Here is a 23,358-nt window from a genome sequence, read left to right on the forward strand (position 1 = left end):
ACAAAAGTAAGTCTTGTGCTTGGCATTCCCTTTATTCTGTATCATACTCCGTTACATCAATAAACGTAAGGAACCATCTCCCTTCAATTTTTGTCATGATAAAACTAAATCCGTTAACAGGAGCCTTTTCCTTACTGTTCTCAGCAAGGGTTACAAAAACAACATTTTTAGGATTGGAATTGATCTTAAAAATCGTCTGATCCTTTACAGCGTATAGTTCTGAAAACCTGTCAGCATAATCATTGACTATATTGGAATTAAACTGAACAAATAATCCTTCTTTTGTCCATTTCTTATTTTTTAAATCATATCTATCACTCTTGTCGAATTGCATCGGAAATTGATTTTTGATATTCCATGCCTTTTTGATAGGTCCTAACGGCATGCTGAAATCAACATCCTCATTTAAAACAAATCCCAGCTCACCACCACTTTTAAAAAGGATACCTACACCATAGGTTCCATTCACGTATTTATTCATGATAGTACCATTTTTGGTCTGGAAACCCTTTAAGATATCGGTTACAGCTATGGAAACTTCTTTTTTATCTTCAGCTGTTTGTGCGTTGAAAACACCAAAGCTGCAAAATAAAAACAGCAATGTGTAAATAAAATTCTTCTTCATATTATTATTAATCTAAAAATTCACCTGAAACATAATACCAGCGTTCATGCATTTTCTGAAAAACAGAAAATTCGTGATGAATTTGCGGATGACCATCTTGGTCTGTATAATAAGCCTTAAACTCTACATGGTTTAAGGTAGGAGTTTGAATAATTTCCAGTTTTGTCCATTCATTAATCTCTCCCCATTCCTGTAAATCCTGTTTGTTGTGGAATTTTCGTTTTCCCGGAAGGGTAGTTTCCATTAAATATTCACCGTTGGGAATAGCGAAGGCCGAAAATCTTGAACGCATTAATCCTTCAGCAGTAGGAGCATTTTTTTCTCCGGTGTGATAAGGCTTACAGCATTCTTCGTAGGATTTTCCTGAACAGCAGGGACAATTCATCTTTTTTATTTAAAATTTTATGCTGCAAAAGTAGGGAATATCAATAGAAACAGGTAATGCTCATTCTAAAACTTCAGAAATAACCTCATTAGATAGTCATTCCGTAAGAATCACGACTATAATAATTTTAGGATTCAATCAAAAAAAGCATTCTTTCTAAGAATGCTTTTCACTATATTTTACTGATTATCTTCGTCAATTTTTGTATCCACAAAACTATAAGTATCAGTTGCCATGGTCATAGTTTGTTGCTTTGAACTAAACTTTACATGATTTGGATCCAGTACCTTGTAAGTATAGGTATCTGTTTGACCGGAAGCAAAATGAAGCTCATGGAATTCACCATTCTCGATCCACCATTGTCCTTTTTCAATGTGTTGATTGACTTCACAATCCTGAACAGTAGTAAAAATTAGAACAAAAGTTCCGTTTTCTTTTCTATCCATTACCCAAAGTTTTTCCATTCCGGCGATCTGCTGATCTTTTTCACCGCCTTTCCATATACCTACGAGATGTTTATCTATTTTGTTAGTTTGGGGTTTTGATTTGGTTTTCTGAGCATAGAAAGATCCAAAAGTTAGTAATAATGCGCTTAGAATAATTTTTTTCATAGTTATTTAAAGTGTATTGTCATTCTCATTTCACTATGTACAGGAATTCCCATCTTTTTTGCAGGGACCCATTTTGTATTTTGAATGAATTCTTTTAATTCTTTCATGAAATAAGATGAATATTTATAGTTTTTTTTGTTGTGAAAAGTAATAGCAATTTTTACATCTGAAATCTTACCTGTTTTGTATAAAATAAAATTGGCAGACATATGGGAGTACAGATCTTTATTTTTTCGAAATTCAAAATCTGAAGGATACTCTACAGTTTTCCAGAAATCTTTTTTACTATTCTTAAAAAAATCGTTATAATCCTGATCACCGGGATACCTTGAGGCGGAATCACATTCTTCAAAAGGATAGATGAGGTCTGGATTCTTTCTTACATATTGTATTTCTGCAACTTCCCTCAATGAATCAGTAAACTTTTCTCCAAATCTTCTTTTAATTTCCTTGTCCATAATTTTCCCATAGCAGTTTTGCAACTTCCAAGGAACTGTGCAGTAAGTAAGGGCTGAATCAATTTCAATATTGTTTTTTTTCAGAAGCTCATTCATTTCCTCATTACTTCTGTAATGATCTACCATCCCGAAATAATGAAAATAAACAAGTTTGTTCTTCTTAATATCAGACTCGGCTCTTATTGTTTCCGCTGTACATGCTGAATCCAAATGTTTTGTTTCTTCTTTGATTAATTCAGCCAATTCTTTATCCGTAACTGTATCTGTACGTTTTTGAAAAAAAGATTCTGACCTGCCATCAAATCTTTTGTTTTTCATTGAGAAGCAAGTCAGAATAATTAATGAGGACAATACTTTTATACCTGTATTGAATATCATAAAGTGTTATTTAATAAACCCTCTGTTTCTTAATAAAGGTTTAATGTCCGGATCATGTCCTGTGAAATCTCTGAAGGCCTGATTAAGATCTACAGAATTTCCTACGGAAAGAATGTATTTTCTGAAACGGTCACCATTTTCCCTGGTTAAACCACCATTCTTACTAATCCATTCCCATGCATCGTTATCCAATGTTTCAGACCACAGATAGGCATAATATCCTGCTGAATATCCACCACCCCAGATGTGTGCAAAATAAGGAGTATGATATCTTGGAGGAACTGTTGCTAAAGTAAAGCCGTGGTTGGTTAAAGACTGTTTTTCAAAATCTAAAACAGGGATCAGCTGGTTGTCATTGGTTACAGAATGCCAATCCATATCTAAAGCTGCTGCAGAAACCAATTCTGTAGTCATATATCCCTGGTTGAAAGTAGCTGCTTTTTTAATCTTGTCTATTAAAGCTTGTGGAATAGGCTGTTTTGTCTCGTAATGAACTGCATAGCTCTTTATAACCATCGGATCTAGTGCCCAATGCTCATTAATCTGAGAAGGGAATTCTACAAAGTCTCTTGGTACATTTGTTCCGGAAAGAGATGGATATTTCTGGCTTGCAAACATTCCGTGAATAGAGTGCCCAAACTCATGGAAAATGGTTGAAACATCATCAAAACTGATTAATGAAGGCTTCCCAGGAGCAGGTTTCTGATAATTGTAACAGTTTACGATTACAGGTTTTGTTCCCATAAGATAAGACTGTTCTACGAAGTTACTCATCCAGGCACCACCATTTTTAGAATCTCTTGTATAGAAATCCAGATAATAGATCGCGATAGATTTTCCATCATGATCGAAAACTTCATAAGTTACTACATCCGGGTGATATACCGGAAGGTCCGTTCTCTTTTTGAATGTTAATCCGTAGAATTTTTCAGCAGCGAAGAAAACTCCTTTTTCTAAAACGGTTGTGATTTCAAAATAAGGTTTAATCTCGCTTTCATCAAGATCAAATTTAGCTTTTCTTACCTGCTCAGCATAGAAATTCCAGTCCCAAGGTTCTACTTTGAAACCTCCTTTTTGCTGATCGATAAGATCCTGAATATCCTTTGCTTCACGTCTTGCTGTCTCTACTGCTGGTGTTGCAACCTGATTCATTAGCTTAGTAGCCGCTTCAGGGGTTTTCGCCATCTGATCCTGAAGTTTCCATTCAGCGAAATTCTTTTTACCAAGAATCTGAGCTTTCTTCAATCTGATCTTAGCTAGCTTTTCAATTGTTTCTCGTGTATCGTTAGCATCACCTTTCTCAGCTCTCGTCCATGAAGCTTTGAATAACTTTTCTCTGGTTGCTCTGTTTTTCAGATTCTGTAAAAGAGGTTGCTGGGTTGTATTTTGTAAAGCAAGAAGGTATTTACCCGGTTGTCCTGCTGTTTTAGCATCAGCTGCTGCCGCTGCAATTTCGTCAGCAGAAAGTCCGTCAAGTTCCTTTGCTTCAGAAAAGAATACTCCACCTTGCTTTCTTGCTTCCAATAATTTATTAGCATATTGAGTAGAAAGAGAAGCCAGCTCCTGGTTGATCTGCTTCAGTTTTTCTTTATCCGCAGCAGAAAGGTTAGCTCCTGCAATCTCAAAGTTTTGCTTGTAGTATTGTACCAATCTCTTGCTTTCAGGATCAAGTCCGTCTTCTTTGATGGATTTGATTCTTTTATAAAGATTTTCATTCAGGTACATTTTATCAGAATGTGCTGCAAAAATTGGAGCATATTCTTCATCCAAAGCCTGTAGAGTAGAGTTTGTATTTGCACTTGTCAGATTAGAAAAAACAATTTGAGTTCTTCTTAGTACTTCACCACTCTTTTCCAATGCAACGATGGTATTTTCAAAAGTAGGAGAAGCTGGATTGTTGGCAATCTTTTCAATTTCAGCAGCATGCTGCTTTAATCCGAATTCAAAAGCCGGTTTAAAATGTTCGTTTTTAATTTTGTCAAACTCCGGAGCTTCGTACTGAAGCTTGCTCTTCTTCATAAAAGGGTTTGAAGATAATGATGGATCGGGAGCAGGAAGTTCCTGTTGAGTATCGGTCTGTTTCATTGTAGTACAAGATTGATTGAACGCCAAGGCAGAAATTAATAATACCGATGAAATATTCTTCATAAATATAGTTGTTATTAAAGCATAAAGATATTAAAAACTTGCCTTATAGCTGATATTTTGCATTGTGTATTTAATAAAACGAATAATTTGAACATTTTTATGGAAAAGAGTAAAACCTATGTTTTCATAAAAAGCTTTTCAAATGTCGAATTACAGAGACTAAAAGGATAATCATAAGAAGATGTAATATTTTTTATATTTTAGTTGTTATTAAATTATAATCAAAAAAATAATCTATAAAAAAATAAACATGAAAAAAAGAACTCTTTTTATTTTTTCAGCCTTAGTGGTATTGGGCTCATGTAATGAAAGACATGAGAAAAAAAATAGAGAAAACAATAATGGGTGGGTAGAGAAAGTCATCAATAAAGAAACCGGGCCTATTCAGCAGAGAGAATTCAAAGGAGATTTTGATGAAATTCAGGTTTCTCAGGCTATTGATGCAGAGATTATAAAATCCGATGTAGAAAAAGTGATCATTTCAGCACCTCAAAGTATTATTGACGAAATTCTTGTAGAAAATAGTGGTGGGAAACTTCATATTCACTATAAGAAAGGAATCAGAGTGATGAATATCAGTAAAGTTACAGCAAAAATTTATACCAGGGATTTTACAAAACTGACTGCAGAATCAGCTGCAAGCATTAATGTAAAAGATAAGTTTACTCAGGAAAAAACCAGTGTTGAAGTATCCAGTGCTGGAAGTGTTTCAGGGAACCTGGAAGCTAACGATTTTAATATTAATGCAGATAGCAGCAGTAATTTCAGTGGAAAAATCTGGGCTGTAAATCTTGATATAGAATCTTCATCAGGATCAAGTATTGATATTTCTGGAAAAGCAAAAAATGCAGATATCAGTTCTTCTTCGGGAAGCAGCATTTCGGCTAAGGGTGTTATTGTAGATCATGTAGAAGCAGATGCATCCAGTGGAGCCAGTATTCACATCAGTGCTGTTTCTTCAGTGAAAGCTGAAGCTTCTTCAGGTGGAAGTGTAGATATTGCCAGAAAAGGAGATCTTAAAAACATCACTAAGAATGAAAGCAGTGGCGGAAGTGTAAATATCGAATAAAATTAATCCTGGGATTCCTCCTCCTCTTCCTCTTCAGTGGATGGAGAAGAATCCCAGTTTTTATTATCAAAATTTAGATTATCATAAGCTAATAACTCCTCCTCACGCTGGAGAAGTTCTTTTGTAGTAAACAAAGCAATGTCACTATCTTCCGTTGCCTTTGCCAACTTTCTGATAGAGGCTTTATCAATAGCCATAAAACGCTGACCGAGACGTCTCGCTGCATATTTTCTCATTCCCGTTTCATGCAGGACATCAACGGCCATATCAACGGCAGTTCCCAATGTTTCCCGATAAATGTGATTGATACCATTGTTGAGATACTCATAGGCATCAATTCTGTTTTTAGCCCTTACAAAGATTTTTACTTTCGGATAATGCTCACGCACAAGTTCTGCAATAAACATATTATCATCTGCATCATCAAGACACAATACCAGAATTTCAGCATCTTCAATACCTGCTGCTCTTAGAATAGGTATTCTTGTCGCATCACCATAATAAACTTTAAAGCCGTAGCTTCGCAACAATTTTACACGATCCGAATCTCTATCCAGAACTGTTGCCGATATTTTATTGGCTTTTAAAAGACGTCCCACCGTACTTCCAAAATGTCCAAAACCTACAATAATAATTTTTTTCTGACTTACATCACTGTCCAGAATATTATAATCATGTTCTTCCTCAGGGATTTCTTTAATAAATTTAGGGGTAATAAATTTATCGTTAACAATCAATAGAATAGGAGTAATACACATAGTAATCGCGGTGACGGCCATTAGCTGTGCATTCAGTTCCGGACCTAAAAGATAGAGATCCGATGCATAATTAATCAGTACGAAGGCAAATTCTCCCACCTGCGAAAGTGCAAAGGCATAAAAAAGACTTTGCGGAGTATCTATCCTATAAAATTTTCCAATGGTATACAACACCAAAAACTTCACTGCCAATACCGCAAATACAGTACTAAAAATGAATAAGGGATCCTTTTGAATAATGTTAAAATTAATGGTTGATCCCACACTTACAAAAAATACTGCCAGTAATAATCCCTTAAAAGGATTAATCTGTGCTTCTAGTTCATGTCGGAATTCACTGTTGGCCAACATTACTCCGGCAAGGAAAGCTCCTAACGCAGGTGAAAGTCCAATAACGATCATCAGTTCAGATACTCCAATAACCAGAAATAAGGAAGAAGCAGTCAGTAGCTCAGTCATTCCTGATTTTGAAACATAACGTAAAAAGGGAACAAATACATACCTGCCCAATAAAATCAATAGGGCAACTCCAAAAATTACAGTACTGGCCTGAAGCCATTCCGGAAGCTTTTGTATCAGGATTTGAATTTCATTATCATGATGCTTGGCTTTATAGTTGGCAATAATCGGAAGAATGGCCAAAATAGGAATTACAGAAATATCCTGAAATAGTAAGGTGGAGAATGAAGCCTCTCCAGCTGTAGTTTTAAAGTTATTTTTTTCCTGTAATGTCTGTAATACAATTGCGGTAGAGGAGAGTGCAAAACACATGGCAACAGCTATAGCTTTATCTATTCTCCAACCCACACTGATGAATATCAGAAATAATAATAAAATGGTCAGAAGCATCTGAGTGAGCCCCAACCCCATGATCTTTTTACGCATTTCCCAGAACTTCCGCGGTTCCAGTTCAAGCCCAACAATGAATAAAAGCATGATAACTCCAAATTCACTGGCATGCATAATGTCATTGACATTATTTCCTGTCAATCTGAGAACGTAGGGACCAATAATGATTCCTCCTAAAATATAACCGATTACTGAACTCAATCCAAATTTTCTGGCCAGTGGAACCATGATAATGGCTACACCCAGAAAAATTAATGTGTTCATCGCTAAGCTGGACTCCATATATTATTGATTGAGCAGTTCTGTAAACTCTTTTTTATGTAGAATAATTTCTTTTTTAGACAATTTATTGGCTTCGTAAACAATCTTGATATGTTTGATATCAGCCTTGAAAACCTTTAAAGATACAATCAACCCACTGATAAGTTCATCAATGGTATATTGATAAGTTCCGGTTTTACTGAATGATCTTTCCTTTCCGCCAGTAGTTACCAGTATATAAACCTCCTTATTTTCAAGAGGATTTTCTTTTCCGGGTTGCAGCCAGTTACGGTCAAAAACTTCATCAATCCATAGTCTTAATAGAGGAGGCATTCCGAACCAGATCAATGGAAATTGAAAAACAAAGCGGTCATAATTAGCTAAACGTTTTCTTTCCCGGAATGCAGCAATATGAAAATCAGGATATTCTTCATAAAGATCACGTAAGGTATAATGCTGGTGCCGAACGTAGAAATTGATGAGCTCTACATTCGAATTGGAGTGCTCCAGATAAGGGTGTGCAAATACTACCAGCGTCTTCTTCATAATCCTGTTTTCAGTAAATATACTGAAAAAATATTAAATAAAAGGTAGTTTTTGCGTTGATTTATTAATTTATTAATATGTAAAAGTCAAATTCATGTTAATTAAAATCAAAAAAATACTATTATTTTAAGTTTTTAAATAAAAAATCAGGTCATTAAGACCTGATCTCTTGATATCTGAATAGAATGTTTGTAAGATTACCATCCTCCCGAAGCACCACCGCCTCCGAAACTTCCGCCACCGCCGAAGCCTCCAAAGCCACCGCCTCCTCCGGAACTTCCGCCACCGAAGCCGCCACCTCCAAAACCACCTGGGAACGGAAAGAATCCACCAGGATAGTTTCTACGTCCTCTTCGGCTAATGATAACATCATCATCATCGTCAGAATTACCACGACCACCGCCACCACCGCCACGATTACCGAAGAGAATAGCAATGATGATAAAAATAACAAAGGCAATGATAAGAACTTTAAGAGCACTGCCATCCCCTGACGGTGCTGTAGTAGGGACAGGTTTGAATTTCCCCTGAACCGCATCCATAATGGCTGAGGTACCACGGTTGATCCCTTCATACCAAAGCCCTTTTTTGAAGTTGGGCGTCACAATATAATCCAGAATCTGTCCTGCAACAGACGCAGTGAGATATTGTTCTACAGCACGCCCCTGCTGGATAGACATGGTTCTGTCTTCAGTAGCAATAAGAAAAACAACACCGTTGTCTACTCCTTTTTTCCCGATCTTCCATTGCTGGCCAAACATTGTAGCCAGAAAGTTGACATCTTCACCTTTGGTAGACTTAATGATAACAACCTCAATTTCTGTGGAAGTGGAATCAGCAAATTTGATGAGCTTATTATTGAGCTCGTCTTTTTCCTGTTGAGAGAGAAGGCCTGCTTCATCAAAAACAGGATATAAAACTGCTGGTTTTTCAGGAACAGTATATTGTGCTGATACAAAAGTGTAAAAGCAAATCAGTAAAAATGAAAATACTATTTTAAGAGAATGTAATTTCATTTGGAAGTTGGTTTGGATTTTCTCCTTCTACAGGAAAATATTTTTTAAGTTCGATACCTGTTTCCAGGATAGCGCTTTTCAAAGCCTTATAATAGTTTCCTTTGGCAAATTCGTTAGTGATATAATCGTGCAGATGATCCCAATACGATTGATTTACTTTAGCATGAATGCCTACATCTCCGATAATGGTGAGGTATTTTTTTTCAAAATTAACATGAAAAAGCACAGCATTCCTATCGGTAGTTTTATCCATACACAGTTCTTTGAAAACTTCAAATGCTGTTTTAGCATCACGGTTCTCCGTATTAGAGTCAATATGTACCCTAATCTCGCCTGTAGAATGGTCTTCTGCTGACTGAATCGCTTCCACAAGGGAAGCGATTTGTTGATTTGTAAGGAAATTACCCATTATTATTTAAATACTTCAGGGGCTTTCTGAGCTCCTGCATCAGCTTTGAAATAAGGTTTTTCTTTAAAGTTGGTGAAATTCGCCAAAATATTATTAGGGAAAGTCTTGATTGAGGTGTTGTAATCCTTAGCAGCATCGTTATAATAAACAGTTTCTGTTCTGATACTGTTTTCAATTGCGGTATACTCTCTCTGGAAGTTGATATACTGCTGATCTGCTTTTAAGTTAGGATAAGATTCTACTACAGCCATTAATCTGCTTAATGCACCGGATAATTCTCCCTGTGCAGCCTGGAATTTAGCAAGATCTGCTTCCGTCATATTGGTAGGGTCAATGTTGATAGAAGTTGCTTTAGAACGTGCTTCCACAACTTGTGTTAAAGTTTCCTGCTCAAATTTTGAATACGATTTTACAGTTCTTTCCAGGTTAGGAATAAGATTCGCTCTTTTCTGATACACAGTTTCTACGTTGGACCATTTTGCGTTAACGGTTTGTTCTTTGTTGACAAAGCTGTTATATCCGCTTTTTCCCCAGAAGAATAGGACGGCAACAATAATAAGGAGGGCGATACCAATGGTTCCGGCGCCCAGACATCCTTTATTTTTCATAGTTTATTTTTTTTTTAATTTTTTGTGCTAATCAAATATACAAATTATGTGCTAATTTTGTAGAAAATTATATTTGAATGACAACAATAGTGGTGGCAATGGGAGAGAAGAACGAGATTGGTTTTGAAAACCAGTTGCTTTGGCATCTTCCGACAGATTTAAAACATTTTAAGGACCTTACTTCCGGGCATCCGATTATCATGGGAAGAAAAACTTACGAGAGTATTGGAAAACCACTTCCTAATCGTACCAATATTGTTGTTTCGAGAAAAAAAGATTGGTTTGAGGAAGGGATTCTTATTGTAGGAAGCATTAAAGAAGCTATGAAGTTTGCTAAAAAGATTGATGAAGAGGTTTTTGTTATTGGAGGCGGAAATATTTATGAGCAAACAATGGATATGGTAGATAAACTTGAGGTTACTTTGGTAAAAGCAGACCTTGAAGCGGATACATTCTTCCCGAAAATTGATGGAAAGATCTGGAAAAAAACAAATGAAGTTTTCCATGAAAAAGATGAAAAGAATGGCTATGATTTCTGTTTCCAGACGTTTGAAAGAATTAAGAAAGAAGCTTAGAAGTCAATAATCAATTTTTGCTTCGCAATGGGAATAATAAATGACCAATAGATATTAATATTTAACAAGCGCAGCGAATTGACCATTCACCATTGACTTTTTGAACTTTAACCTTTAAATTTATTATCTTTGCACTTCTAAAATTTAATAATGAATAAGAACATAAAAATTGCAATAGCAGCACTTCTTATCCTTCTGGGACTTTATATGATGATTTTCACAAGAAATCTTGGTTGGGGGATTGTTATCTTTCTTTTGGCTGCATTTCCCATTTTACTCTACTTTAAAAATGAGTACATCCTTTTGGCATTCTGGCAATTGAGAAAACAAAATATGGAGAAAGCTGCAGAATGGCTAACAAAAATTACCGACTATAAAGGACAGCTTCATAAAACTCAATACGGATATTTCCACTATTTATTAGGTTTAACCCAAGCTCAGGACCACCCGACAAAAGTGGAGCCTTTAATGAAAAAAGCTTTGGAGTACGGTTTGAATATGAAACATGACAGAGCAATGGCTACTTTAAACCTTGCAGCATCTGCAATTTCTAAAGGAAGAAAGCAGGAAGGGCAAAAGCTATTGGAAGAAGCTAAAAGACTAGATAGCGCAGGAATGATGACCGATCAGATCAAAATGATGAAAGATCAGTTGAAAATGCCAACGATGCAGAAACACATGCATAATCCTAATATGAGACAGAGAGGTAAGTTCTAATAAGAAACTACAGATAAAACGAAAGCACCTGATTCAGGTGCTTTCGTTTTACATTTGAGTTACATTTCCGAAGTCTGATCGTAGCCATAAAATTTAGGCATCTGCCAATGATATTTCACGGCAAGTGTTCTGATCCCTACAATCAATAAAATGGTGAAGATCTGTATAAAAGTGTAGGAAAGTGGAGTATACTTCGTCATTAATAAAAATGCAGCTCCGCCTACAATACATGCTGTAGCATAGATTTCTTTTCTGAAGATTAACGGAATTCTGTTCAATAATATATCCCGGATAATCCCTCCGAAGCAGCCGGTAATAGTTCCCAATCCGATACAGATTAGAGGGTGGATCCCAACATTGAGTCCTTTCTGAATCCCAATAATGGTAAATAATCCTAATCCAAAGCTATCGAAGATAAATAAAGTGACCTTAAAGTTTTTTTCAAGGGATTTGAATACCATGGAAATAACGCTGGTGATGATAATCAGGGCACACATCAGAAGATCATGCATCCAGAATACGGGAATATCCAGCAGGAGATCTCTTACAGTTCCTCCCCCTACAGAAGTAACAAAGGCAATAATAAGAACGCCAAAAGGATCAAGTCGTTTCTGCATCGCGGCAAAACTTCCTGACATGGAAAACGCAATGGTTCCCAGTACTTCTATGGCAAAATTGAACTGTTCGTGCATATATTATGATGAGTAATGAATAATGAGCAATGAATAATAAAAATTATGCCACTTAAATTTGAGATAATTTATATTTGCTCATTACTCACTATATTTATCTTTCAACCCTAACGGAATCGGGTACCATCAGTTCGTATTCACCTCCGTGGGTAATAATTTCCCTTACGATGCTGCTGCTGATGAATGATTTTCCGGAAGAGGTTAATAAGAATACGGTTTCTAGTTTTTTATGAGCTAATGTTCTGTTGGTGTGGGCTATTGCTTTTTCGAATTCAAAATCGGCAGGATTTCTAAGTCCTCTGATAATGTATTGAGCATTCTTTTCAAAACAGTAGTCTACTGTTAAGCCTTCAAATGAATCTACTTCTACATTGGGGAATTCTGCTACAGAGTTTTGAATGAATTCCTTTCTTTTCTCAAGAGGAAACATATATTTCTTCTGGGAATTCTGCCCAATGGCAATAATTAATTTATCAAATAGCGGTGCCGCTCTTTCTATAATATCGTAATGTCCTAAAGTGATAGGGTCGAAAGACCCAGGGAAAACAGCAATTTTCATGTTGTATGAGTTATGATTTTGAGTTGTCAATGGAGGTTTGATTTCAAATTTTGCTCAATCACTAACCTCTGATTTCTAACTTTTATGATCTATTTTCTTTTATTTAAAGCTTTTTCAACTTCATTTCCACAAAGATCCATAATGGAAATTCCATAATGCTTGGCCTGTTGAGGAAGAATACTTGCCGGAGAGAATCCTGGGTTGGTGTTCATTTCAAGCATATAAGGTATCCCATCCATTAAAATAAATTCACTTCTTGAGAATCCACTCATTCCAAGAGAATCGTAGGCTCTTTTGGAAATTTCTTCTACTCTTTTTGTCGTTTCTGCATCAATTCTCGCTGGAGTAATCTCTTCAGATGCTCCTTCATATTTAGCTTCATAGTCGAAAAACTCATTAGTTGGAACAATCTCTGTAATTCCTAAAACGATAGTTTCTCCTTTAAAATCGATGACTCCTACAGAAACTTCCATTCCGTTTAAGAAACTTTCGATCAGGATTTCGTCATCTTCTTTGAAAGCAATTTCTGTAGCTGCGATGAGTTCAGATTTTTCCTTTACTTTAGAAATTCCCAGTGAAGATCCGGATTGATTGGGCTTTACAAAAAGGGGAAGATTTAATTCTTCTACAATTTTATCTACATCGATGTTTTCTCCTTTTCTCAGATAAATGCTTTTAGCTGATGGAATTCCATATTTTGACAATACGGCGAGCGTATCTTTTTTGTTGAAGGTAAGGGCACTCTGGTAGAAATCACAACCTGTGTACTTTTGACCTATGGCATCCCAATAAGCCTGGAGAATACCATTTTCACCCGGTGTTCCGTGGATGATATTGAAACAAGCATCAAATTTTAATGTTTCTCCATTATCTAAGGTGACAGAAAAATCGCCTCTGTTGATTGGAAATTTTTTATCATTTTCTCCTAAAAAATACCATTCATCTTTAAGGACGACTACTTTATATACATCATACAAATTTCTGTCTAAGGAATCGTAGATCAATTGTCCGCTTTTTAAGGATACAACATATTCATCAGAATAGCCTCCCATTACTACGGCAACACTTTTTTTATTCATAACCATATAGTATCAATTAAGGCAAATTTAAACATTTTATGCAATGCAATACGGGAAATCGGGAAATTTTCAAATCAAAAATGAATTGTGTTAAATAAAAAGTCCATTCTAAAATTATTAGCTATATTTGCGGTTATAATTAAAGTATTTTTAAGTATGCTTAAATCACTTTTCAATTGGAAAGTTTTAGTCAATTTAGTAGTGGCAATCGGTGTTTTCGTAGGTCTTGTATGGCTTACGTTCCGTTGGTTAGAGTACCACACTAATCATGGTCAGGAAATTCCTGTTCCTAATGTTGTTAATAAATCTGTACATGATGCTGTTAAAATATTAGATGATACAGGGTTGGAATATGAAGTAGACAGTGCCAATTATGACCCTAAATACAGACCATTTCAGGTTTTACAGATCTATCCAGCTCCGGGTTCCCGTGTAAAGGATGGAAGAACAGTACGTCTTAAAGTAAATCCTAGAACCTGGGCTCAGATTGCTGTTCCGGATGTTATCAATAAATATTCAGGACTTGCATTCCAGAGATTGGATCAGGTTGGACTGAAAATTGGCGATACTATTTACGAACCGAGTATTCAGAAAGATGCTCTTTTAAGGATTTTATATAAAGGAAACGCTGTAAATCCAGGTGCCCGTCTTCCTAGATTCTCCGTCATTGATGTTGTGGTAGGATCAGGACCAATGAGAAATATTTCAATTCCTAATGTAGTAGGGCTTTCCGTAAAAGAAGCAAGAGCAGTCATTACGAAGAGCATGTTTGAAATAGGATTGATAGAACATGAAGATGGTGGCAAGGATGAATCTGATATTATCTATTATCAAGATCCTGCTTCCGGTGATGTGCGTGACCAGGGAATGCAGATTGACCTTTGGGCAAGTAAGAAAACCCCGGCAGAACTGAGAGCAAAAGTGGAACAACTGAATTCTATTTACCGTATGAAAGTAGATACCTCTCTGCCACCAGTACGATATGAAGAAGTTCACCATGAGCCAAGCTATGAAGCTCCGGTAGTACCAACACCAGCGCCTAAGAGAGAAACCCCAAAAGTGGAAGCTCCGAAAACAGAGACTCCAAAAGCTCAGTCTACAACTCCAAAACCGGCAAGTACAACGACAGAGAAACCTAAGGCTTCTACAAGTACTCCTGCTACAGGAAATACTGCAAAACCAGCAGCTTCAACTTCTACACAACAGCCTGCTCAAAAGCCAAAGGCTAAGAAAGTAGTCGTAGAATAAATAAAAATTAATAGTAAAAATATAGGCTTCAACTGCAAAATGTTGAAGCCTTTTGTGTAAAAAAATAAATACAATGTCAGAAGATAACGAAGATTTTTTAGACGAAGAATTATTAGATTCCAATAGTATTGATAATATCGATATTGATGAAGAAAATAAAGGTTTATATGAGCATCTTAATATCACTGTTGATCCAGGACAGGAATCATTAAGAATTGATAAATTTCTTCTAATACACCGCCAGAATTCTTCAAGAAATAAAATTTCTCAGACCTGCAGGGCTGGAAACGTTATAGTAAATGGTGCTGCAGTGAAGCAGAATTACCGGGTAAAACCTGGTGATCAGATCTCAATACTGCTAACCCGTCCGCCAAGAGAAAATGTGATTATCCCACAGGATATTCCTATTAATATAGTGTATGAAGATGATGATCTGGTAGTAGTAGATAAAGAGCCTGGTATGGTAGTACATCCGGGACATGGAAATTGGGACGGAACATTAGTTAATGCTCTGGCATTTCATTTTGAAAAAAATGGCTCAAAATCTGATCTTGACAGGGTAGGGCTTGTTCATAGAATTGATAAGGACACTTCCGGACTTCTTGTAGTGGCTAAAAATGAATATGCATTAAGCTTTCTGGCTAAGCAGTTCTTCAACAGGACTACTAAAAGGTTGTATTGGGCTTTTGTATGGGGAAATCCTCAGGAAGAAGAGGGAACCATCAGAGGACATATCGGAAGGCATCCTAAAAATAGAATGCAGATGTCTGTATACGAAGATGGCAGCCATGGAAAACATGCTGTTACCCATTATAAAGTCTTAGAGAGATTTAAGTATATGACATGGGTAGAATGCAAGCTTGAAACAGGAAGAACCCATCAGATCAGGGCGCATTTCAAACATATTGGGCATACATTGTTCAATGATGAGCGCTATGAAGGGCATACGCCTTTAAGAGGAGTGAATCTTCCAAAATATAAACAATTTATTAAAAATGTTTTCGAAATTCTTCCAAGACATGCTTTGCATGCACATACCCTAGGATTTATACACCCGACAACAAAAAAGGAATTATATTTTGAAAGCCCAATGCCCAAAGATATGGAGGATGCTGTAAAAAAATGGAGAATTTATTTAGAAAACTAAAAATATATTGAGATTTTTTTTATATTTGTTGAATTGAAATCAAGATTTGTTATGAGAAAACTATATGCTATCGTATGTTTAGCTCTTTTGTCAAATGCATACAAAGCACAAGAATCACTACCATATTATCAACAGTATCTTTTGGATGGTGATTTCCTGTTCAACCCAGCTCAGTACGGTAAAACAGACTACGTACAGCTCAATGCCATTTATCAAAAGCAATTTTCAAAATTCAGCGAATCCCCAAATGTACAATCGGTGGGAATTAATGCAAACATTTTCGATAGAGTAGGTGCTGGTCTTACCATATTCAGAGACAGTAACGGAGCTGAATCTGCGGGTGGTATTACGGCGGGTGCTTCATATTTTATTCCTCTAAGTAGTGAAGGAGACAGAAAAGATCAGTTCTCATTTGGTACAAGTGTAAGTTTGTACAACAGAAATTTTGATTATACTAAAATCAACGTTGAAGAGCAGGGAGATCCTTTAGTAAAAGGAGATCAGCAGAATATTTTCATGGCTTATGCTAACTTCGGTTTGGCTGCTACTTATAGAAACCTTTTTGGAGGTGTTTCCGTAAATGATATTGCATTAGGTAATGATAAACCTATTGTTAACGGATGGGAACCTTCTCCAATTAAGTTTTTCTTAAACTTAGGGTATAACTGGCATATTGCAGATAACATCATGTTAACGCCTGCTGCCATGATTAATCTTAACACGAACTCAACAAGAGTAATGGATTATAACCTAATGGCTACCTTCAATAATGAAGTGAATGCATTCTCTGTAGGGGTAAGTTATAGAGCTGCTCAGAACAGATTTGACAGCCAGCAATTAGAAATTGCTCCGATTGTTAAAGTAAGATTGAACAAAATCATGATTGGAGCTACTTATAACCTAGGTTTGTCTGATATTCAAACGTATGGAGGAAACAGCTTCATGATTGGACTTGGGTATAACTTCGATAACTTTATTAATGTTCGAGGATATAGATATTAATCAATTTAATTTAAATAAATTTGAGCTCTGAATTTTTTCAGAGCTTTTTTTATGATATATATTCACATTCCGTTCTGTAAGCAAAAGTGTAGTTATTGCAATTTCCATTTTTCAACATCTCTTAATTTTAAGGATGAAATGCTTCGTGCGATGAAAACGGAAATACAGCTTAGAAAGCATGAGCTGCAGAGTAAAAGTTTAAAATCGCTTTATTTTGGAGGCGGAACTCCTTCTATTCTTTCAGTGGATGAAATTAATTCCTTAATTGATGAGGTTTTACACGGTTTTAGTTTCGAAAAAGATATTGAAATCACATTGGAAGCCAACCCGGATGATTTGGATAAAAACTTCTTAAAACAACTGGCAGGAACACCTGTTAACCGATTGTCAATTGGAACCCAAAGTTTCTTTGAAGAAGATCTTAAACTCATGAACCGTGCCCATACCGCTTCAGAAGCAGAAGGATCTATAAAACGTGCTCAGGATTTTGGATTTGAAAACCTAAGTATAGATCTCATCTATGGTTCGCCTACTTCCAATCTGGAGATCTGGAAAGAAAATTTGCATAAAACTATTGCTCTGGAAGTTCCTCATATCTCCTCTTATGCTTTAACAGTTGAACCTAAAACGGCTCTTGACAACTGGATATTAAAAGGGAAAGTTAAAAGTCCGAAAGAAGAAGAGCAGAACCGTGAGTTCTATTATTTATCTGATTTTTTAAAGGATCATGGTTTTGAGCATTATGAAGTTTCTAATTTTGCAAAGCCTGGCTTCTACTCCAGACATAATTCAGCCTATTGGAAATATCAGGAATATTTAGGAATTGGCCCTTCTGCACATTCTTACAACGGATTTGATGTGAGAAGTTGGAATATTGCTAATAATCAACAATACATTAAAAAACTCGGTGCAAAGCTTTTAGCCAAGGAAGAAGAAATTCTTTCCAAAGAAGATCAGTTTAATGAAATGATTATGATTGGTTTAAGAACCATTTGGGGGGTAGATCTACAAAGCTTAAAAGAAAAGTTTGATGACCGGTTCATGGAGCATTTTCAAAATGAGATCAAACATAAAATGGAAGATGGTATTTTAATTATAGAAAATGATCATCTGAAAATTCCGGAGAAGCATTGGTTTATGGCAGATGGAATTGCCTCGGATTTGTTTATGGTTTAAAACAAAAAGTACCTTGACTTCACTCAGCATGATATATCTATAGATTAAGACGACATATTGTATCTGACAATCAAAGCTTCTTAATAATATAGTATGATATGCTATTATATACAACGTAAATTCATTAATTTTGTATAAAATTTCAGTTCATTTGAAAACTAAAAAACAAGATTATTCGCATCTTTCACGCAGCCAGCCTATCGGTATTTTCGATAGCGGAGTAGGTGGTCTTACTGTTGCTAAGGAAATCAAAAGGCTTCTGCCTAATGAAGACCTTATCTATTTTGGAGATACTAAACACCTTCCTTATGGTGAAAAGTCAAAAGAAGCGATTATAGAATACTCTACAAAAATCACTAATTTTCTTCTGGAGCAGAACTGTAAAGCCATTGTGATTGCCTGTAATACGGCTACGGCCAATGCGTTGAATGAAGTGATGAAGTCGGTGGCAGGTAAAGTTCCTGTTATAGATGTTATTAATCCTGTAGCAGAAAAAGTAGCTTATGAGATCCATAACAATGTGGGAGTGATTGCCACCAAAGCTACTGTGAATTCTGGATTGTATAAAAAAAGCATCAGGAAACACAATAAATGGATTAAGGTAGATGAATTGGCAACGCCTTTATTGGTTCCGGCTATTGAAGAAGGATTTAAGAATCATCCGATTACTCATGCGATTATTTACAATTATCTGAGTAATAATAAGCTGAAAAATATTGAAACTTTAATTCTGGGCTGTACCCATTATCCATTGTTGATTGATGAGATTAAACAGTATTATGGAAACAGGGTTCGAGTGATTGATTCTCCTAATATTGTAGCCAATCATCTGAAGATTATTCTTGATAAATACAATCTTCTGAATGAAAATAACCCTAAGCCGAATTATCATTTCTATCTTTCGGATCTTACCAAAAACTTTGAAAAGATCTCTAAAAAATTCTTCGGTAAAACCATTGATTTAGAATTCAAAGTATTATAAATAAAAAGTCTGCCTCATAAAGAAGCAGACTTTTTTATAGTCATTGCAAGCGTTGTGAAGCAGTCACAATACTGTATATTGCCAGTTACAGAATAGTTTTAGGTAAGCCTATTATCTATGTTTCTATATGGTAAAAAATATCATACTACATAGAAATATAGATTTTAGAATTAAGTATCAATAAAAGATATTCATATTTTCAAATTATGCTTCCAGGATCACTTTCTCAGCGTTTAATCTTGATTTTGGATTGAATTGAGGTTGGTTGGCATCCGTATCCAGCTTTTCCCCGATTGCAACGGCAAATAATGTTTCATATTTATCATTCTTCAGGATCTCGTCATAGAGCTCAGGTTCTATTCCTTCCATCGGTGTTGAATCAATTCCCATATCTGCACAAGCTGAAAGGAGTATTCCTAATGATAAATATACCTGATGCCCTAACCAGGATTTAACAAAAGCATCTCCTTTAGGCTTTACTCTGTTTTTGTAATAATTTACAGATCCTTCAGGCAGGTTTTCTTCAATTTGCTTTTCAAAATCTTCAGGATTTTTAAGAACCTGGAAAATAATCAGATGGCTGCAGTCGATTACTTTTTCTTTATTAATAAAAGAAACCTCTGCTAGCTGTGATTTCAGCTCGCCACGATTTACAAAGATAAAATTCCATGGCTGGCTGTTGATGGAAGATGGACTTAAATTCAGGATTTCTTTCAGTTGAGAGATCTGTTCTTCACTGATATTGCCTTGTGGATTATACTTTTTTACAGTATACCTTGTTTTCATTTTGTCTAAAAAGTTCATAATTTTATACTATCATTTTTATAGTTACAAAATTAATTTAAGTTTATTAACTTTGCAATAACGGTTAAAAATGATAGTATAAAAATGTATACAATAGATAACAAATCTTACCCTTGCTGTACGAGTGTAACCATGCGGTTTATAGGCGGAAAATGGAAGGCTGTAATTTTACACCATCTTATTAGTGGTGCTAAAAGATATAACGAACTGCGAAAAGATATTCCAACAATTACGGAAAGAACACTGAGTCTTCAACTCAAACAACTGGAGGAGGATAACATTATTAATAGAAAAGTATACACAGAGAAACCGCCTTTGATGGTGGAATATACTTTAACAGAATTTGGAAAGACATTACTGCCTGTTCTCGAAGCAATTACCCGATGGGGAATAGATGCTCCTGGGAATTCAAAAAAAATAATCAAGAACTAAAGTTCCTGATTATCTTCTTTATTTGGATCAAAAAAACTGAAACTCACGTTTCCGTATTTTCTGGTATCTACTAAATTAGGATGCTCCAGTTTCATTCGGCTTTGATGCTCTACGATGAGAACTCCATTTTCTTTCAAGAACTTATTATTCAGGACTAAAGAAATTAATTCGTAGTATTTTTTCTCTTCCATTTCAAAAGGTGCATCAGAAAAAACAATTTCGAAGGACCTTTTATTTCTGAATTTTTTAAGCCAATCAAACACATCTCCTCTCTGTACATTGATCTGAAGAGCCATGTCAAGTTCAGAAGCAGTAGAATTGATAAATGCAGTGTGCTTTGGATTCATTTCTACTGAAGTTACGTCCTTGCACCCTCTGGAAGCAAATTCAAAGGTGATAGAACCGATTCCTGCGAAAAGATCCAATACAGAAATCGACTGCATATCGTACTTATTTTCCAAAATACTGAATAATGCTTCTTTCGCAAAATCAGTGGTAGGCCTTACATCAAAGTTTTTAGGGGCGGCAATTTTTTTGGCTTTCCATTTGCCTGATATTATTCTGAACATGTTGTATTAAAGTTTAAGGAGTAGATTATATGAGACATACATTATTATGTCTCGCTACCAATCTCTAATTTAGTATAAAATTTTTATTAGGAATATTGTCAAAAACGATCTTCAGGTTTTTGACAAACTTCTGAAGTTCGGAAATAAACGTTTCATTTTCTGTAGTTTCACCATAAGCGAAAAAGCTGGTCTCATTAATTCCGAAACCTATTTTACTTAATGTAAACATGATAAAATAAAGGAAATCTACCTCAGAATTCACATCCAGATTGTTGTAAAGGATGATCTTCTTATTATCAATGGCAAAAAATTCACACTGATTGTGATAAAGGTTGATATGGATCTCTTTATTATTCTTATTGTGAATGGAGCTTAAAAACTTTTCCCCTGAAAAATTAAAATGTACCGGTATCGCCAGCTCCTTTATTTTTTTATAATAGTGTTTAGGAAAAGTGTAATAAAACTGAATGTTGAATTTTTTGTTGATGGAAAGCATCAGCTCTTCTTTCTCTCTATCAGCAGGAGCGTTAAATGAGATCAGATCAAACCCGGCATCATGGTCAGAGAAACCTTCCGGCATCAATGTAAAATGATTCAGTGCAGAAATGACCTGAATTTCATCAAAACGCTGTTTGAGAAGAACTTCATCCAACTTTTCCTCTATAAGGTTCGCGGGCGTTTCTTCTGTAACGAAATAAGATTTCTCCTCCAGAATGTTTTTGTTTTTAACAATCTGATAAATCAATCCGTCTTTGGTAAAAAGTAAATTAAGTACGTTCATATTTCAATTCCTGCAAATTTAGTGAAATTCTACCATTACCGCACCTGATTGATGGTGAAGTATTTCCTTATTATAAAAATCAACATTAACGAGGCTTTCCAAAACATCCCGAACCATCCGTTGTAACGTTCCATCTCCAATTCCGTGGACGATTTCCAGTCTCTTTAAATTATTCTTTCTGCAAAACTCGATCACTTCAATCAGTTTTTCCTTCTGAATAAACAGTCTTTCAAAACTATCGTAATCATTATGATTCTTTACCAAATTATGAAAATGCAGGTCTAAAACCAAATGATTTTTTTGATGTTTTTTAGAAATGATCTTTTTTGGCTCCGCTTTTTTTATTACCCGAATATTTTCATAAAGATCAGGATTCTTGGGCACGAGCTTTTCTTTAGAATATTGATGAGTAAAGCCATATTCATCTTTGAAAACCACAATATTCCCCTTTACGGAAGTTACCACACCGTTTAAATCTTCATCCACTACAGAAACTGTATCTCCGATCTTCATTTTCTTATTTTATACTCTTGAACCAAGCTCAATGACTTCAAGATCTTTTATCTCTTCACCATCCACTACAAAACGCATCATCGTTCTCACCTTGTGCCACCCTTGTTTTCCACAGGCCCCAGGGTTTAGATGTAAAAGACTGTTCTTTTCGTCATACATCGCTTTTAAAATATGAGAATGCCCTGAGATAAATAATTTAGGAGCTTTTTCCGCAATTTCCTTCTTGGTTAGAGGAGTATATTTTCCAGGATATCCACCAATGTGAATCATTAAAACTTCCAGTTTTTCACAGAAGAAGCGGTTAACTTCAGGAAATTCAGATTGTATTTTTGAGTTATCTATATTTCCGTAGACTCCTTTTAAAGGTTTTATTTTTTCCAGCTGTTCAATAACATCCATACTTCCAAAATCTCCGCAATGCCAGATTTCATCAGCCTGAGATGCATATTCCAGGATCCGGTCATCGATATAAGAATGAGAGTCAGAGAGAAGAAGAATCTTTGTCATTATCTAAGGGTTCTTTGAGTAATATTTTCGTCGTATTTTTCTTTGAATATTGCAAGACGATCAGGATTTAGCTCTCCATCCTGATTGATCACTCTTTCTTTGAGCAACCACTTTACCAGTTTTTCCATTCCTTTCTTGGAATTCATAAAATTGGCAATTTTTGCTAAGTCAGTAGATTCTACTTTGGTTTTTTCTGTTAGAAAGTTCAGGATAAAATAATCATCGCTTACATATCTTGGCGTTTCATTATCCATGTATTTATACATCAATACTTCTTCATCATCTTTCATGGAGAAGAATGAGTATTGTGTAAGATTGATCTTTTCTGCTTTTAAAATTTGTTTCCCATCCAGAAGAACCTTATCATCTTTAATGCTTACATCCTGTGACGAATATAAATTACAGCCCGCAATCAATAAGAAGAAAGCGAATAGTCTGTTTATTATCATTTTTA

At 35.5% G+C, this 23,358-nt stretch carries 28 protein-coding genes; 9 read left to right on the top strand and 19 right to left on the bottom strand.

Annotation, left to right across the window (positions count from 1 at the left end; translation table 11 throughout):
- Window positions 1-31: 31 nt before the first annotated feature.
- The 5 genes from EL260_RS04290 to EL260_RS04310 form a co-directional block, all read right to left on the bottom strand.
- Window positions 32-625, bottom strand: a complete 594-nt coding sequence (locus EL260_RS04290) for a hypothetical protein (RefSeq protein ID WP_123859001.1) — start codon at window positions 623-625, stop codon at window positions 32-34.
- Between the two features lie 7 nt (window positions 626-632).
- Complete coding sequence (locus tag EL260_RS04295) at window positions 633-1,010, bottom strand: YchJ family protein (protein ID WP_123859002.1); 378 nt, start codon at window positions 1,008-1,010, stop codon at window positions 633-635.
- Between the two features lie 179 nt (window positions 1,011-1,189).
- Window positions 1,190-1,621, bottom strand: coding sequence for a hypothetical protein (locus tag EL260_RS04300; RefSeq protein ID WP_123859003.1), 432 nt, complete (start codon window positions 1,619-1,621; stop codon window positions 1,190-1,192).
- Window positions 1,622-1,623: 2 nt separating this feature from the next.
- Complete coding sequence (locus tag EL260_RS04305; RefSeq protein WP_123859004.1) at window positions 1,624-2,397, bottom strand: hypothetical protein; 774 nt, start codon at window positions 2,395-2,397, stop codon at window positions 1,624-1,626.
- Window positions 2,398-2,463: 66 nt separating this feature from the next.
- Window positions 2,464-4,605 carry a M3 family metallopeptidase gene (locus EL260_RS04310; protein WP_123859005.1) on the bottom strand — a complete coding sequence of 714 codons (2,142 nt, stop codon included), beginning with the start codon at window positions 4,603-4,605 and terminating at the stop codon, window positions 2,464-2,466.
- A 250-nt stretch (window positions 4,606-4,855) separates the two neighbouring features.
- On the opposite strand from EL260_RS04310, the gene EL260_RS04315 reads away from it, so the two are divergent.
- Entirely contained in the window at window positions 4,856-5,674 is an 819-nt protein-coding gene (locus EL260_RS04315) for a GIN domain-containing protein (RefSeq protein WP_123859006.1), read from the top strand.
- Between the two features lie 2 nt (window positions 5,675-5,676).
- Here the strand turns inward: EL260_RS04315 and EL260_RS04320 are convergent, their stop codons facing one another.
- The 5 genes from EL260_RS04320 to EL260_RS04340 form a co-directional block, all read right to left on the bottom strand.
- Complete coding sequence (locus EL260_RS04320; RefSeq protein ID WP_123859007.1) at window positions 5,677-7,563, bottom strand: monovalent cation:proton antiporter-2 (CPA2) family protein; 1,887 nt, start codon at window positions 7,561-7,563, stop codon at window positions 5,677-5,679.
- Between the two features lie 3 nt (window positions 7,564-7,566).
- Window positions 7,567-8,088 (bottom strand): NAD(P)H-dependent oxidoreductase, encoded by a 522-nt coding sequence (locus EL260_RS04325; RefSeq protein WP_123859008.1) that lies wholly within the window; start codon window positions 8,086-8,088, stop codon window positions 7,567-7,569.
- Window positions 8,089-8,285: 197 nt separating this feature from the next.
- Window positions 8,286-9,104 carry a TPM domain-containing protein gene (locus EL260_RS04330; RefSeq protein ID WP_123859009.1) on the bottom strand — a complete coding sequence of 273 codons (819 nt, stop codon included), beginning with the start codon at window positions 9,102-9,104 and terminating at the stop codon, window positions 8,286-8,288.
- Entirely contained in the window at window positions 9,085-9,513 is a 429-nt protein-coding gene (locus EL260_RS04335) for a TPM domain-containing protein (RefSeq protein ID WP_185145892.1), read from the bottom strand. The genes EL260_RS04330 and EL260_RS04335 overlap by 20 nt, the downstream gene beginning before the upstream one ends.
- Window positions 9,514-9,515: 2 nt before the next feature.
- Entirely contained in the window at window positions 9,516-10,121 is a 606-nt protein-coding gene (locus EL260_RS04340) for a LemA family protein (RefSeq protein WP_066690947.1), read from the bottom strand.
- A 77-nt stretch (window positions 10,122-10,198) separates the two neighbouring features.
- Between EL260_RS04340 and EL260_RS04345 the strand changes: the two genes are divergently transcribed.
- On the top strand, window positions 10,199-10,696 hold the full coding sequence (locus tag EL260_RS04345; RefSeq protein ID WP_123859011.1) for a dihydrofolate reductase: 498 nt from the start codon (window positions 10,199-10,201) through the stop codon (window positions 10,694-10,696).
- A gap of 150 nt (window positions 10,697-10,846) precedes the next feature.
- Window positions 10,847-11,413, top strand: a complete 567-nt coding sequence (locus EL260_RS04350; RefSeq protein WP_123859012.1) for a tetratricopeptide repeat protein — start codon at window positions 10,847-10,849, stop codon at window positions 11,411-11,413.
- Between the two features lie 59 nt (window positions 11,414-11,472).
- Here EL260_RS04350 and EL260_RS04355 read toward each other — a convergent pair whose 3' ends face one another.
- From EL260_RS04355 to EL260_RS04365, 3 genes are all read right to left on the bottom strand, one after another.
- The gene (locus EL260_RS04355) at window positions 11,473-12,105 is read right to left on the bottom strand and encodes a trimeric intracellular cation channel family protein (RefSeq protein ID WP_123859013.1); all 633 of its coding nucleotides are present in this window, start codon (window positions 12,103-12,105) and stop codon (window positions 11,473-11,475) included.
- 94 nt (window positions 12,106-12,199) lie between these two features.
- Window positions 12,200-12,664, bottom strand: a complete 465-nt coding sequence (gene coaD, locus EL260_RS04360) for a pantetheine-phosphate adenylyltransferase (protein WP_045492768.1) — start codon at window positions 12,662-12,664, stop codon at window positions 12,200-12,202.
- Between the two features lie 89 nt (window positions 12,665-12,753).
- On the bottom strand, window positions 12,754-13,743 hold the full coding sequence (locus EL260_RS04365) for a D-alanine--D-alanine ligase (RefSeq protein ID WP_123859014.1): 990 nt from the start codon (window positions 13,741-13,743) through the stop codon (window positions 12,754-12,756).
- A 156-nt stretch (window positions 13,744-13,899) separates the two neighbouring features.
- Between EL260_RS04365 and EL260_RS04370 the strand changes: the two genes are divergently transcribed.
- The 5 genes from EL260_RS04370 to murI all read left to right on the top strand — a co-directional run bounded on the left by EL260_RS04370 (window position 13,900) and on the right by murI (window position 19,298).
- The gene (locus tag EL260_RS04370) at window positions 13,900-14,991 is read left to right on the top strand and encodes a PASTA domain-containing protein (RefSeq protein ID WP_123859015.1); all 1,092 of its coding nucleotides are present in this window, start codon (window positions 13,900-13,902) and stop codon (window positions 14,989-14,991) included.
- 73 nt (window positions 14,992-15,064) lie between these two features.
- The gene (locus EL260_RS04375) at window positions 15,065-16,138 is read left to right on the top strand and encodes an RluA family pseudouridine synthase (protein WP_185145598.1); all 1,074 of its coding nucleotides are present in this window, start codon (window positions 15,065-15,067) and stop codon (window positions 16,136-16,138) included.
- Between the two features lie 51 nt (window positions 16,139-16,189).
- A complete protein-coding gene (locus EL260_RS04380) occupies window positions 16,190-17,140 on the top strand; it encodes a PorP/SprF family type IX secretion system membrane protein (RefSeq protein WP_123859016.1) in 951 nt (316 codons plus the stop codon).
- 51 nt (window positions 17,141-17,191) lie between these two features.
- On the top strand, window positions 17,192-18,316 hold the full coding sequence (hemW, locus tag EL260_RS04385) for a radical SAM family heme chaperone HemW (protein ID WP_123859017.1): 1,125 nt from the start codon (window positions 17,192-17,194) through the stop codon (window positions 18,314-18,316).
- Window positions 18,317-18,467: 151 nt separating this feature from the next.
- Window positions 18,468-19,298, top strand: coding sequence for a glutamate racemase (gene murI / locus EL260_RS04390; protein WP_123859018.1), 831 nt, complete (start codon window positions 18,468-18,470; stop codon window positions 19,296-19,298).
- A gap of 204 nt (window positions 19,299-19,502) precedes the next feature.
- Here murI and EL260_RS04395 read toward each other — a convergent pair whose 3' ends face one another.
- Window positions 19,503-20,102 (bottom strand): nitroreductase family protein, encoded by a 600-nt coding sequence (locus tag EL260_RS04395; RefSeq protein WP_123859019.1) that lies wholly within the window; start codon window positions 20,100-20,102, stop codon window positions 19,503-19,505.
- Between the two features lie 84 nt (window positions 20,103-20,186).
- Here EL260_RS04395 and EL260_RS04400 point away from each other — a divergent pair, with 84 nt between their 5' ends.
- Window positions 20,187-20,534 (top strand): winged helix-turn-helix transcriptional regulator, encoded by a 348-nt coding sequence (locus EL260_RS04400; RefSeq protein WP_123859020.1) that lies wholly within the window; start codon window positions 20,187-20,189, stop codon window positions 20,532-20,534.
- Here EL260_RS04400 and EL260_RS04405 read toward each other — a convergent pair.
- From EL260_RS04405 to EL260_RS04425, 5 genes are all read right to left on the bottom strand, one after another.
- Entirely contained in the window at window positions 20,531-21,103 is a 573-nt protein-coding gene (locus EL260_RS04405; RefSeq protein ID WP_123859021.1) for an RsmD family RNA methyltransferase, read from the bottom strand. The genes EL260_RS04400 and EL260_RS04405 overlap by 4 nt on opposite strands.
- Window positions 21,104-21,167: 64 nt before the next feature.
- Window positions 21,168-21,884, bottom strand: a complete 717-nt coding sequence (locus EL260_RS04410) for a DUF3822 family protein (RefSeq protein WP_123859022.1) — start codon at window positions 21,882-21,884, stop codon at window positions 21,168-21,170.
- Between the two features lie 18 nt (window positions 21,885-21,902).
- Window positions 21,903-22,397 carry a Smr/MutS family protein gene (locus EL260_RS04415; protein WP_123859023.1) on the bottom strand — a complete coding sequence of 165 codons (495 nt, stop codon included), beginning with the start codon at window positions 22,395-22,397 and terminating at the stop codon, window positions 21,903-21,905.
- Window positions 22,398-22,406: 9 nt separating this feature from the next.
- Entirely contained in the window at window positions 22,407-22,904 is a 498-nt protein-coding gene (locus EL260_RS04420) for a metallophosphoesterase family protein (protein ID WP_123859024.1), read from the bottom strand.
- Window positions 22,904-23,353 carry a hypothetical protein gene (locus EL260_RS04425; protein WP_123859025.1) on the bottom strand — a complete coding sequence of 150 codons (450 nt, stop codon included), beginning with the start codon at window positions 23,351-23,353 and terminating at the stop codon, window positions 22,904-22,906. The genes EL260_RS04420 and EL260_RS04425 overlap by 1 nt, the downstream gene beginning before the upstream one ends.
- Window positions 23,354-23,358 lie beyond the last annotated feature (5 nt).

The organism is Chryseobacterium nakagawai (assembly GCF_900637665.1).
Lineage (GTDB): Bacteria > Bacteroidota > Bacteroidia > Flavobacteriales > Weeksellaceae > Chryseobacterium > Chryseobacterium nakagawai.